Genomic DNA, 12,888 nt, shown 5'->3' with positions numbered 1-12,888 from the left:
GGAAGTTACACCGGAGATGACGGCTACGTCAGCGTAATGCTGAGCATTCGCTCAGCGTCGTCACGCGAGGTGGTCCAGCGACACCGCCAGAACCAGACCGAGCGCTGTGGCAATACCCGCCTGATAGGAGTCCTTGGCGAACGCCTGGGGAAACACCTCCGTCGCCAGCGACGAGACCACGGCCCCTCCGGCAAAACACTTGATCGCGGCAAGAAGCGCTGCCGGCGCTCCAGCCAGCAGGAAATTGCCCGCAAGGGCGGCGACGGAGAGGAGGACAGCCGTGGCACCCCAGAGGGCGAACACTTTGCCGTTCGAACGGCCACCTTCCGACATCTCCTTCGCGCCGCCGGCCGCCTCCGGCAGGTTGGACAGGAAGATCGATCCGGACAACGCGGCGACGTGCAGCGGGCCGGCGCCGATGAGCGCAACCCCCAGCGCCAGGTTCTCCGGGACCCCATCCAAAGTGATGGCGACGAGCAGTCCCGCTCCCCCGCTGTTGCGCGCCCTGGCCTTCACGAGGCGGTCGAGCCCGGCGAACACCATCGCGCCGGTCAACACCACCAGCGCCACCAACAGAAGATGCAGGTCACGCACCGCGGGTTCGACCAACTCAAGGACCACGGAGAAGATCAATGCGCCGCCGGCCAACGCGACGATGAAGCCTTCCAGACCTTCCGGAAGGGTTCCGTAGATCCCCCAGGCGGCACCCGCGATCAGTGCGCCGGATACGGCCAGGACCACCGCGATCGTCATCATCAACGGCGAAATTACCCCGTCGGCGGTGGCCCCTCAACGCCTATGGAGTCAATTCCACTGTTTCACAGTCGATTTGAACCGTCGGTGCAACGCTATTTCGACTGGCGAAAGTAGGGTTCCACGGTGCCGTTGACCTTGACCACCATGGGATTCCCGCGACGGTCCTTGGCGGTCGGCACCTCGACGCGCACCCAGCCCTCGGCCACGTCGTATTCGACGACATTGGTCTTCTCGGCACCGTTGAAGCGAATGCCGACGTCGCGCAGGAGCGCCTCTTCGCTGTAGAACGGGCTGTTAGGGTCAATCGAGAGGTGATTCGGTGGAACGTCGGTGATCTGGTCCTCGGACATGATGACTTTCGGTAGATGCTGCGTCGTTCCGTGGGTGGAGCCAAGGGGATTCGAAAGACGCCCACGCCCACCATGGTGGAGACACCAAGCGACACGAAACGACCTGCGGAAACGCTTTAAGGGTGTTTGACGCGGTCAACACTATCAACTCTTCCCCCACCGAACTGCAAGCTCTGCCCCGCTGGTTGGTACCCCGATCCACGAGAGACCGGCGGACGGAGTTACTAAACCGGCCGGTCTAAGCTCGTGGTTCTCGCGGCAGACAAAGACCTCTGCTGACCCTGAACGTAGGAAGTCCCCGTTCCGGGTGATCCGGGCGGGGCTTCTTCTATTTCGCGGCGTCGACGACTCGGTCGAGGTACTTCGCGAACATGGCATCGGAAGCGACTTCGGGATCTTGTAGGCACTGGATCAACAGGCTCGTTATCTCGTCTTCGGACAGGTCCATGCCGGGCAGGCCTCCGGTGACGTCGTGAACACACTCGTCAGCCATCGCCTTCTTATGGTTTTCCAGCAGTGTGTACAGGAGGACGCCGAGGACGACCACAGTCATCACGGCAGTCGCGATCCCGACGAGGGCTGCGCGGAGATTGATCTGACGCCTCATGAAAGTCCCCCCGTGACCCTGGTCCCCTTACTGCGACGGTAACGCCGGGGTGGACTCGGTGCCTGGGTTGCGTCCATCAAGGTGGTGTACGAGTCGGACCTGATCAGCGGTACCGGCGTGTCGTAGCCGAGTGATTGAAGGTCATCGCGTGATTCTTCGAGAGACCGTCCAAAGTCACTCGAGCAAAGGAATCGACGCGATGACCACTGCCCACAATATCGATCTGCCCACTGTGCTGGCCGAACGACTCACCACTGCCCATCCCGACGTGCTGCGCGAGCTGCTGGCCACGTTCATCCACACCCTGATGGGCGCCGAAGCCGACGCCCTATGCGGTGCCGGCTACGGCGAACGCTCGGCTGAGCGCACCAATTCCCGCAACGGCTACCGACACCGTCAATTCGACACCCGTGCAGGGACTTTGGATCTTGCGATCCCGAAGCTGCGGCAAGGATCCTACTTCCCGGACTGGCTGCTGGAGCGCCGTAAACGCGCCGAGCGGGCCCTGACCACGGTGGTGGCGACGTGTTACCTGCTTGGTGTCTCGACGCGGCGGATGGACAAGCTGGTCGAGACCCTGGGCATCACGTCGTTGTCGAAGTCGCAGGTGTCGGTGATGGCCAAGGAACTCGACGCCGCCGTGGAGGCGTTCCGGACCCGGCCGCTCGATGCCGGCCCGTATACGTTCGTCGCTGCGGACGCTCTGGTGCTCAAGGTGCGTGAAGCCGGCCGGGTGGTCAACGTGCACGCCCTGATCGCCGTCGGGGTCAACGCCGAGGGCTACCGCGAGATCCTGGGAATCGATGTCACGACCGCCGAGGACGGCGCAGGCTGGCTAACGTTCTGGCGGGCTCTGACCGCCCGCGGCCTGTCCGGGGTCAAACTGGTCACCAGCGACGCCCACGCCGGGCTTGTCGCCGCCATCGGGGCCACCCTGCCCGGAGCGGCGTGGCAGCGCTGCAGAACCCACTACACGACCAACCTGATGTCCGTCACTCCCAAGAGTTCGTGGCCCTGGGTGCGCACCCTGCTGCACTCTGTGTTCGACCAACCTGACGCTGAATCCGTTGCCGCTCAATATGATCGGATCATCGACGCATTGTCCGACAAGCTGCCCAATGTCGCCGATCACCTCGAAGCGGCACGGCCGGATCTGCTGGCGTTCACCGCGTTCCCCAAGCAGATCTGGCGCCAGATCTGGAGCAACAATCCCCAGGAACGACTCAACAAGGAGATCCGCCGGCGCACCGACGTCGTGGGCATCTTCCCCGACCGCGCGGCCCTGATCCGTCTCGTCGGAGCCGTGCTGGCCGAACAACACGACGAATGGGCCGAGTCCCGGCGCTACCTCGGCCTCGACGTCCTGAGCAAATCACGCACAGTCAACGACACCCCAACCGAACAGGAGGCCACCCCCGCGGCACTGCCCGCCTGACCCAACTACCTCGAAGAATCACACGACGACGTCATACACCACGTCCCTGGACTTGACCGACCCTGTTCCTGCAATTGCCGGTCACTCCATCGAAAGCCCCTCTAACCCGGATTTTTCGTGGAATGTTGACTGTGGGGGTGTGTAGATAAGCGAAAGTGCCTGTCCTGCAAGGAATAATTGGACTTCTCTACGGTTCAAAAACCCTGACGGGAAGGCACTTCGCAGGTGAAGAATATCGCGGCGGCATCGCCGGTGAAAGTTTCCGCCGACGGCCATGGCGTTGTGTCGCATGCCGGGATGGGCATGCTGCGTGAGCTTGCCGACCGGACCGGCTTATCGGCGCAGGTCACGGCCGCGTTGGCCGACACCTACCGCGGCCCGTGGGTGTATGCGCCTGGGGAGGTGTTCGCTGATCTGGCGGCCGCGGTCGCCGACGGCGCGGACTGCATCGACGCGGTCGGTCAGCTGTGCGGTGACCGGGAGCACGTCCTGGGGGCCAAGGCCTCAACGACCACCATGTGGCGGCTGATCGATGAGCGGATCGATGCCGCGCATCTACCCGGGGTGCGCGCAGCCCGAGCCGCGGCGCGGGCAGCGGCCTGGGCTGTCGGAGCCGCCCCCACCACCGGCGGCTGGCTGCATATCGACATCGATGCCACGCTGGTGATCGATCACTCCGACAACAAGGCCGGGGCTGCGCCGACCTGGAAGAAAACGTTCGGGCTGCACCCGCTGCTGGCGTTTCTGGACCGCCCCGACATCGCCGGCGGCGAAGCCCTGGCCGGGTTGCTGCGCAACGGTAACGCCGGCTCCAACACCGCCTCCGACCACATCATCGTCCTGCACCAGGCTTTGGCATCGCTGCCAGCGGCGTGGCGGCCCAACCCCGACGATCCCGACAACCCCGAGGCCCCGAAGGTGTTGGTGCGCTGCGATACCGCCGGATCCACCCACAAATTCGCCGCAGCGTGCCGGGCCGCCGGGGCCGGGTTCTCCTTCGGGTACCCCGTCGATACCCGCGTCCAGGACGCCGTGGACACCCTCAACCTCGGCGATTGCTGGTATCCAGCGATCGACACCGACGGCGGGATCCGCGACGGCGCGTGGGTCGCTGAAGCCACCGACCTGGTCAACCTGGCCTCCTGGCCCGAAGGGACCCGGCTGATCCTGCGTAAAGAACGCCCCCACCCCGGCGCGCAGTTGCGGTTCACCGACGCCGACGGCATGCGGGTCACCGCGTTCATCACCGACACACCACCGGGTGTCGTACCCGGTCAGGTCGCCGGTCTGGAACTACGGCACCGCCAGCACGCCCGCGTCGAGGACCGTATCCGCGAACTCAAAGCCACCGGGCTGCGTAACCTGCCCTGCCACTCCTTCTGGGCCAATGCTGCCTGGCTCGAAATCGTCCTGGCCGCCGCTGACCTGGTCACCTGGACCCGCCTCATCGGGTTCGCCAGCGATCGCGCTCTGGCCCGCGTCGAGATCACCACGTTCCGCTACCGGGTCCTGCACGTGGCCGCCCGTATCACCCGCGGCGCCCGCCAACTGCGGCTACGCATCGATGCCACCTGGCGCTGGGCGGCGGCGATCGCCGCCGCCTGGCACCGCGTCCGCACCGCCTTCGGATAACACCCCACCCCATCGGACCCATCAACGATGAAGGACCCACAGGCCCCAGGAAAGCCCGCCCCACCCGGCGACACGGGACAGCACCTCTACGCCACCACACGAAAACCACTACCCAACAACACAACTCGGCATCACACCGAACCCACACCAATTACCACGCAAAATCCGGGCTAACTTGGCGGCATGGGGGATTCACTCAACCCGTCGCCGATCCATCGGCTGACCGAGATGCTGCGGCCGGACTGGACGCGAACACTGTTGGCCCGTCGGATCGTCGCGGGCGGGCTGGTGGTACTCGCCGCCGTCGCGGCATTGCGACCCGATCCCGATGACCAGCGCGTCGCTGCCGTCGTCGCCACCCGAGACCTCAGTCCGGGCAGCGAACTGACTGCCGACGATGTCCGTTTGGAAACCTTCAGTGCCGCAACGCTTCCCGATGGCGCGCAATCAGATGTCACAGCGGTGGTCGGTGCGACGCTGGCCGGTCCGGTGCGCCGCGGCGAGGCGCTGACCGACGTGCGCCTGCTGACCCCGCGGCTCGCCGAGGCGGCGGTGGGCCCGACGGCGCGCATAGTGCCGTTATCTCTCGACGAGACTGCGGTGCTCGACCTGATCCGCCCGGGCGATGTCGTCGACGTGCTGGCCGCCGGTTTCGAATCCGACGCTCAGCCACGCGTTGTCGCGACCGACGCGATCGTCGTGCTGGTATCTGACAAGCCAACGGCAATGGGCGGCGGCACCGACCGAGTGGTTCTGGTGGCGCTGCCGGCTCATGCCGCCAACGAGGTGGCTGCCGCGACGCTGGTGCAGACGGTCACGCTCACCCTGCATTGAGACGCACTGGTGCTCCACAAAGGCATTTCGGACCTGCTCGGTTGCAACGCAACTAACCTCGCTAACTGTCGAGCACGAACAACAGGAAGGGTTCGGGACGATGTTGAAGGGGTTCAAAGATTTCCTCGCGCGAGGCAACATCGTCGACCTGTCGGTTGCGGTGGTCATCGGCACGGCGTTCACCGCATTGGTCACCAAATTCACCGAAAGCATCATTCAACCGCTCATCAACCGCATCGGCGCGGGCAGTGAGTCCAACTACGGCATTCTGCGGCTCGGCATCGGCGGCGGCGAGACAATCGATCTGAACGTTCTCCTGTCGGCCGCCATCAACTTCATTCTGGTGTCGGCCGTGGTGTATCTCCTCGTCGTGCTGCCGTACAACCGGCTGCGCAAGAAGGGTGAGGTCGAGCAGGCCCAGGACACCGAGCTGGCCCTGCTGACCGAGATCCGCAACATCCTTGCGGAAACCAACGGCACGACCGCTAGGCATATCAGCGGTTCGGGCCCCGGCCCGAGCCCGTGTACATCGAAGACGACAAACGGGGATACAAGCAACGACGTCGACACTTCGTCAACGGAGTAATCTGTCCAATCAACTATGGGAACCGATTCGTTCAGCCGGCTCCGCGGTGACGTAGCTAAGTCGTTGGAAGACGAGATTGGCACGCTCACCCAATAGGGTTTCTTGGCCGCTACAGGTGGTCACGAAATTATGGTCGCTCTCAACAATTGCAGTCGGCGAGCGCCAAAATCGTGCGTCAGAACGAGTCCAAAGCGACGCGCATAGCATCGTTCGTTATGGACCTGCCTGTGGAACTTCACCGCAGCGTTATCTGCTGCCCGGAGTTATACGCGCTACACTCGGCATCGTGAAAGTCACCGGTCGTGCGGCCAGGCGATTGCGATGCGCAGCTGTCATCGCGGTTGCGGCGTTGGCCGTGCTGCTTGGGACCGAGGTTGGTCTTCCGCACGCAGACGCCGTCGAGAGTCATGGAGTCCATGTTCTGCAGGCGTCCTCTTTTACGCAAGCTGCGTCGCCGCTGATAACGGATCATTCTCACCTAATGCCGGACAAGGAGTGCCACTCGGCTCCGCCCGATGTTCTCACTTGTGCGGCTGGACTCCGGGCGGAGACGGATAGGACCGCGTTGGCGATCTCCGCAATCGCCGTCGTTGTCGTGATGGGGGCATGGGCTGCGCTCGGCGCGACGCGCGGGCCGCCCAGTGTGCTTCTTGGCTTCTCTGCGGGTCGCCCCTTGCTGATTCGGAACTGTATCGCTCGTCGCTGACTGGGTAGCGCCAGGCCGCCGTGCTGCGTGCACGCATGGCCGGTGACCGCTACCCCTATTTCTCTTGCCGCGCATCCTTGCGGCAGCGATTAAGAAAGCGACGATTCATATGACTGCAGCTCTACCTTCCCGCACTGGGAAGTTTGTGCGTCCGACTCGGCGTAGCGCCGCGGGCAGATTGCACCGTGCAGCAACCGTGGCCAGTCAGAGCCCCGGAACACTGGTGGGCCGGACGCCGGTGTTGCGAGTGTCGGCGCCGCTGACCAACGCCGACCGTGGCTTCTGGGCCAAATTGGAGGGCTTCAATCCTGGCGGCGGTATGAAAGACCGACCTGCCATGCACATGGTGGAAATGGCTCAGGCCCGCGAGGAACTGCGTCCCGGTGCGCGGATTGTGGAATCTACCAGTGGCACATTGGGTCTGGGGCTGGCCCTGGCTGGGATGGTGCATCGGCATCCGGTCACCCTTGTCACCGATCCGGGAATGGAGCCGATCGTGCGGCGCATGCTGGCCGCCTACGGCGCCGATGTCGATTTAGTGCGCGAGCCTCATCCGGTCGGCGGATGGCAGCAGGCCCGCAAAGACCGAGTGGCCGAACTGCTGGCTGCCGACCCGCCCGCGTGGGTTCCCGACCAATACAGCAATCCCGACAATGTCGACGGCTACCAGCCGCTGGCCCTTGAGTTGCTGGCCCAGCTCGGAAACGTCGACGTGCTGGTGTGCTCAGTGGGGACCGGCGGACACTCGGCGGGAGTAGCGCGCGTGCTTCGCCAGGCCAACCCTAACCTGAAGCTGATCGGGGTGGACACTATCGGGTCGACCATCTTCGGACAGCCGGCCGCAACACGCCTGATGCGAGGGCTGGGATCGAGCATCTACCCCGGCAACGTCGACTACGCAGCCTTCGACGAGGTGCACTGGGTGGCTCCGGCTGAGGCAGTGTGGGCGTGCCGCGCCCTGGCAAAGAGCCACTACGCCAGCGGCGGATGGAGTGTAGGCGCGGTGGCCTTGGTCTCCGGGTGGGCGGCACGCACCTATGAACCCGACACCACGATCGCGGCGGTGTTTCCCGACGGGCCCCAGCGCTATTTCGACACCATCTACAACAACGACTACTGCCGCCGACACAATCTGCTCGGAGGTGACCCACCGCGCCAACCGGCGGTCATCGACCACCCGACCCAGCAGGTGGTGCAGTCATGGACCCGTTGTGTCACGGTCGTAGACCCGGCTCAGTGATGCTGAAGGGCGTCTTGCCAAGTACATCGGCCTCGGTCATAACAGGGATGTCTCCCGACCGCTAGACACGGCGGACCACGGCCGCGCATGGACTGGCGACTCGGCCCTTTTGGACGACTCGACTCGCAAAGTGCCCGCGCTGAAGTTTTTCGGGAACGACGATCGGAATCAAAGCATTCGCAAATGGGCTCCGACCATTTCGGTCGAGATGGAAATGCCGACAACAAGAGGAGGTGCCGACCACCATTCATCGAAGGCCAAATCTGATTTGAAGACATTCTTCTGGAAGGAAATCCGACCATGATTCGAGCAAACCAATTGCGTCGACCGATTCAGGTGCTTACCGGCGCCCTGGCCATCGCCGGCGGACTAACTCTGGCCGCCGGCGTAGTCCCCGCTTCTGCTCAGGCAGCACCGGTGTCGGGCCCGGCCGTTGACTACAGTCTGAACGGACCTCACGGCGGCGGACACGGCGGCGGACACGGCGGCGGACACGGCGGCGGACACGGCGGCGGACACGGCAACGGCGGGCCAAGGTATGGCGGAGGCCATGGATTTTTCTCGCCTCCTCTGCCACATCAATACTGTGTGCCCTTCCTACCGTGCCGATGACACATGAAGCGGTCGAGGGTACGGCATACCGTTGCGTGAGTGACGGTATGCCGTACCCCTCGGCGTCGTGCATCGCGTCGCCCTGAGCCGCTTTCAGCCGGGTCTGCGACCGCAGAATCGAAAAATCTGTGCACTCGGAAAGCAGCCAGTCGGCTCTGGGTTTCGGCGCCCAGCTCATGCGGTCGCGCGCTGAGTTGACGGCCATCGAGGTTAACAGCGCGGCAAACAAGTCAGCCGGACAACGGTCCCGGTGGACCATAGGGCGGCGATAGTTGAGTTCAATGACCAGCAGGACCGCCGGTGAGTGGTTGTTGAGCCTGACACCCTTGGGGAAGTAGTCCCCGCAGCAGTCTGTGGGTGTTCTCGTTGCTGCCGCGTTGCCAGGGTCGACCCCTCAAACGAACCTTACACGGTTAGCCCTAGCCGCCCGATTCCGCCGCCTCTGGTCGCTGGCCGCTTGGATCCTCCAAAACCGGTGCGGGCGTAGGAGTTACGTCAGGAGCTTCCGACTCAACTGCGGGAGTACCATCGGATGGTTGACCGCTCGGGTCCTCCAGTGCCGCAATGTGGCCCACACCGGAGGAGTTCACACCCGGGGTATGCGTGGGGACAGGTGCCCCTAGAGCGGAGAGCCCGTAACGCGTATTCGACGATGTAAGAGGGTTTGTCTTGTGAGGACTGTTGCCAAGTTTGCTGCCAGGTAGCCCGTGGGCCGCCGAGGCAGGGTCGGCGTTGCTGGCGACGTTCAGACCCCGCGAATCAGTGATCGCCGGCGACGGCGGCAGAATCACGTAGTAGGTAGCGCTGTAACTCCCTGGCACTGCCGGCAGAAATCCGAAAGTGGGAGCAGGAAAGAAAGGCGGTGGTGGTGGCGGCGCTGGCTGGGCGTCCGCCATGGGTAGGGGGGCAAGGGTGAACAGCGCAGCAAAACCAGTCGCCGCGCCGAATATACGTCGCTTCGCGCAAACCATGGTCTCACCTCAAATTTTGATCGGATCGCCGTAAATGGCGAAATTGCTGTGAGCGGCGTCCGTCGAGATGCGCAGGTAAGCGTAGGAACGGACGGTAACATCGCCTCCGCATGCGTCAGCCTTGATGTGCAGATTGTCGACGTCAAGCATACCCGTGCCGCCCTCGTTGAGGACCATGTTGGCCAACGGAAGATCGACGATCACGCCTGGCTGTAGAACCGTCTGGACGAATCCCGCTACACCAGAGCTCACACCGGCACTGACCGACGGGTCGGGGAGGCCGACGCCTACCGTCGGTGCAATGCCCCCCGTACCACCGATCTGCAGACCAGTCGACACGTCGGTTTGGCAGCCCAGCTGGTACCCGGCGATGAAGAGGCTGTCTGTGATCGGACTTGATCCACCGGTCGCGGTGGCCGTTGCGTCGAACGTGACAAACGCCTCCCTCGAGTTTGCGGCTGCGGCGAGATTGGGTACTGAGTTCACTTTCTCGCGGTCGATCCGGATGTTCAATTGCCAGCCATCGCGGGTGTTTTTGCTAAAAACCTTGGGCGCCATATCTATCGGCTCGGCGTGCACAGTTGCAGCCCCAAATACGCAAACGGTCATCGCAAGCGGAGCCAATCCTATGATCCTTTTGAGCAGTGCCACGTAATCTCCTTGCTTCCCTGTTACGGCTGAGCGACATACGATCGCCCGAACCCACGTCGTACGACTAGCTTTCGTTCTGGCACGAGAAGTTCGTCGGCTCGGCGGGTTCCTTGTGGCGACCTGTCGTTGCGGTGAAAGGCATCCTCAAGATACGACGCCTCTACTCCCAGTGCCGAGTTGGTTACATCAAGTTAACAAGGACCGGCGAAGGGCTGCTGGGCGAAGAGACGAACTCGGCTCAGCATGACTTAGCCCTATGGTAGTGGGATACCGCGTTCGGCCGACATTTATCTGTCGCCATACTCTCTTTGTCGGACATGGTATTTCACCGCGGTGATCGCCTAGGGTGCAAATTTCCCGGCAAAGGCGTCGGCCCGCGATAAGTCTGAGCAACCAGCATGCCGCCGAGGCGCCTAGGGGGTTGACGAAGCTGAGATGTGAGCGGACCGACAGTCTGCTGCACACGTCGCGAGACACTGAGTGAACATCTCTGTAACACCTAGGAAATAAATACTGTGATGCCGACACGGCGGTCGAGGATACCGATCTCTGCACTGAGTCGTTCCGGGCATGTTCTGTCGTTGAATTCGGGCCCTTCGTCGGGTCGGGTGCGTGAGCGTGCGCCAGTCCCACGACGACCTCGGGAGGATTGGACAAGCATCGCGTCCATCATGACCGAGAGCCATTCGTCGGCATCGCGATTCGAGGTCACGATGGTCGCGCTGCGTTGATGTCTGGCGACGATGCTCGGGCTCATCGAAAGTCCCCAGGTGTCCTCGCTGAGATTCCCCACCTGTGAGCAGCGGTCAGTGTAGTGGTTCGCGGGTGCCGGTAGCGGCTCGGCGGAGGGTTTCGGCGGCAGCGTGGTGGTCGCGGAGTCGGTATAAAGCCGACAGATCGATGACAGTGGAATCGTTTGACGCGGTCGAGGATTCATTCGCACGCCCGGTGTCGTAACGGAGTCACAGTAGTTGGTTGGCAGCGGCTTTGGCTGCCGGTCGCGGTGGGATGCGTTCCTTGCGGCGATGCGGGGGCCGGGTGGCCGCCGTCGCCATCGCTGCCGCGTTCAACGCGATGACATGGCCGCAATCGCGGACTATCACTCCCAGCCCTGTCGGCACCCAGCCCGTGCCGCGCGATCACGATTCCGCTGACGGGGACTCGCCAGCAGGACTGGCCACCGACCGGATGCGACACCACCACTTGGGCGGCGGCCCGCGCAGCAGCGCATCGCGAACGGGAGCCCCCGCGGACGCACTCGTTTTGGTAGAGCCCAATAGTGGTTTCCGCGAGCCTAATTCGAAGGCGTCCCCCACCGTGCCGACCGACCACATGGTTTCAGGAGGTACGCTCGGCACCCGTTGGGGACAGCGGCAGGGTGACGGTGAACGCGGTGCCTTTGCCGATGCCGTCGCTGGCCGCGGAGACGCGTCCGTTGTGGGCCTCGACCAGCGCCTTGACGATGGCTAGTCCGATTCCGCCTCCGCCGTAGCCCCGGTCGCGGGCGAGATCGGCTCGATAGAACCGTTCGAACACATGGGGTAAATGTTCGGCCGGGATGCCTTCACCGCTGTCGACGACCGAAAGCGTGAAAACAGTGCCGTCCGCAGCCGCGCGTATCTCGACGCGTCCTCCCGGCGGCGTGTGGCGCAGCGCATTGTCAAGCAAGTTGCCTAGGACCTGAGATAGCCGTTGCGGGTCACCCCAGAGCGAGGCCAGGTTCGCAGGTAACGTGGCGACTAGATCAACGTGTTTGCTCCGATAGCGTTCCTGCGCGGCTGTCACGGCAGCATCGATCAGCTGGGGCACGTCAATCCAGCTAGAGGCCATCGAGAAGGCACTTTCTTCGGCTTGGGCGAGCGCAGCGGTGTCCTCGGAGAACCGCACTAGCCGGCGGGTCTGGTCGCGCAGCATCGCGGTGGTCTGCGGGGTAAGCGACCGCACGCCGTCTTCGAGCGCGTCCACGTAGGCGTCCAGCACCGAGGCGGGGGTGCGGATCTCGTGGGCGAGGTCGCTGAACAACTGGCGCCGTGTGGCGTCGACTGTCTGTAGCCGGGCCGCCATCTGGTTGAACGAGTCAACGAGCGTGTCGAAATCCTCGTCGAGGCGGGTAGGCGAAACCCGGATGTCGTATCGGCCGTGGGCGACCGCCGTCGCAGCGGCGGCGACCTCGGTGACCGATCGCTGGAGCCGACGGCTGACATACCAACTGACCGCCAGCGCCATCAGCACGGAAATGGCAAGGGCGCCGCCCACGGCCACGGCGGTGGCCCCTCTGTAGGCATGGTCGGCATGTGTTTCAAGGAACGAGCCGACGGGCACCGCGTCATGCATGTGCATCCTAAAGAGCTGCGGTCCGACGACGGCGGCAATTCCCCAGGTGACCACCGCACCGGCGGCGAGCACCAGTGTCTGAGCGAGCAGTAATCGCAGCCCGATGCTGGGCCGGCGCAAGAACCGGGGCGGCTTAGCTCCCGGTGTGGTGTTGTTACTCATTGGCCAATTCCC

The 12,888-nt window shown here is 63.7% G+C and carries 12 protein-coding genes and 1 pseudogene; 6 read left to right on the top strand and 7 right to left on the bottom strand.

The window, feature by feature from the left end; all coding sequences use genetic code 11:
* Positions 1–60 precede the first annotated feature (60 nt).
* From DYE23_RS08885 to DYE23_RS08875, 3 genes are all read right to left on the bottom strand, one after another.
* Positions 61–756 carry a ZIP family metal transporter gene (locus DYE23_RS08885; RefSeq protein WP_115327023.1) on the bottom strand — a complete coding sequence of 232 codons (696 nt, stop codon included), beginning with the start codon at positions 754–756 and terminating at the stop codon, positions 61–63.
* 92 nt (positions 757–848) lie between these two features.
* On the bottom strand, positions 849–1,106 hold the full coding sequence (locus tag DYE23_RS08880) for a DUF3297 family protein (protein WP_013472275.1): 258 nt from the start codon (positions 1,104–1,106) through the stop codon (positions 849–851).
* 328 nt (positions 1,107–1,434) lie between these two features.
* Positions 1,435–1,713, bottom strand: a complete 279-nt coding sequence (locus DYE23_RS08875) for a hypothetical protein (RefSeq protein ID WP_115327022.1) — start codon at positions 1,711–1,713, stop codon at positions 1,435–1,437.
* A 199-nt stretch (positions 1,714–1,912) separates the two neighbouring features.
* Between DYE23_RS08875 and DYE23_RS08870 the strand changes: the two genes are divergently transcribed.
* From DYE23_RS08870 to DYE23_RS08850, 6 genes are all read left to right on the top strand, one after another.
* Positions 1,913–3,148, top strand: coding sequence for an IS256 family transposase (locus DYE23_RS08870; protein ID WP_115327021.1), 1,236 nt, complete (start codon positions 1,913–1,915; stop codon positions 3,146–3,148).
* A 225-nt stretch (positions 3,149–3,373) separates the two neighbouring features.
* Positions 3,374–4,780 (top strand): IS1380 family transposase, encoded by a 1,407-nt coding sequence (locus DYE23_RS08865; RefSeq protein WP_016341434.1) that lies wholly within the window; start codon positions 3,374–3,376, stop codon positions 4,778–4,780.
* A 183-nt stretch (positions 4,781–4,963) separates the two neighbouring features.
* The gene (locus DYE23_RS08860) at positions 4,964–5,614 is read left to right on the top strand and encodes an SAF domain-containing protein (RefSeq protein WP_067388097.1); all 651 of its coding nucleotides are present in this window, start codon (positions 4,964–4,966) and stop codon (positions 5,612–5,614) included.
* A 100-nt stretch (positions 5,615–5,714) separates the two neighbouring features.
* The gene (gene mscL, locus DYE23_RS08855) at positions 5,715–6,200 is read left to right on the top strand and encodes a large-conductance mechanosensitive channel protein MscL (RefSeq protein ID WP_067387089.1); all 486 of its coding nucleotides are present in this window, start codon (positions 5,715–5,717) and stop codon (positions 6,198–6,200) included.
* Between the two features lie 115 nt (positions 6,201–6,315).
* A complete protein-coding gene (lpqS, locus tag DYE23_RS32070; RefSeq protein ID WP_459076707.1) occupies positions 6,316–6,906 on the top strand; it encodes a putative copper homeostasis (lipo)protein LpqS in 591 nt (196 codons plus the stop codon).
* A gap of 196 nt (positions 6,907–7,102) precedes the next feature.
* Positions 7,103–8,146, top strand: a complete 1,044-nt coding sequence (locus tag DYE23_RS08850) for a PLP-dependent cysteine synthase family protein (protein WP_234787543.1) — start codon at positions 7,103–7,105, stop codon at positions 8,144–8,146.
* A 1,592-nt stretch (positions 8,147–9,738) separates the two neighbouring features.
* On the opposite strand, the gene DYE23_RS08835 is transcribed toward DYE23_RS08850, so the two are convergent.
* The 4 genes and pseudogenes from DYE23_RS08835 to DYE23_RS08825 all read right to left on the bottom strand — a co-directional run bounded on the left by DYE23_RS08835 (position 9,739) and on the right by DYE23_RS08825 (position 12,876).
* Positions 9,739–10,338: an MspA family porin gene (locus DYE23_RS08835; RefSeq protein WP_067387100.1), complete on the bottom strand. Its 600-nt coding sequence runs from the start codon at positions 10,336–10,338 to the stop codon at positions 9,739–9,741.
* Positions 10,339–10,879: 541 nt separating this feature from the next.
* Entirely contained in the window at positions 10,880–11,137 is a 258-nt protein-coding gene (locus DYE23_RS30590) for a hypothetical protein (RefSeq protein WP_131808489.1), read from the bottom strand.
* A gap of 49 nt (positions 11,138–11,186) precedes the next feature.
* Positions 11,187–11,291 (bottom strand): annotated as a pseudogene (locus DYE23_RS31330) (IS21-like element helper ATPase IstB); the annotation flags it as partial.
* A gap of 427 nt (positions 11,292–11,718) precedes the next feature.
* Positions 11,719–12,876 (bottom strand): sensor histidine kinase, encoded by a 1,158-nt coding sequence (locus DYE23_RS08825; protein ID WP_115327020.1) that lies wholly within the window; start codon positions 12,874–12,876, stop codon positions 11,719–11,721.
* Positions 12,877–12,888 lie beyond the last annotated feature (12 nt).

The organism is Mycolicibacterium gilvum, assembly GCF_900454025.1.
Classification (GTDB): Bacteria; Actinomycetota; Actinomycetes; order Mycobacteriales; family Mycobacteriaceae; genus Mycobacterium; species Mycobacterium gilvum.
The sequence above is the reverse complement of the archived record's forward strand: the minus strand, read 5'-3'. Positions and strand labels throughout refer to the sequence as shown.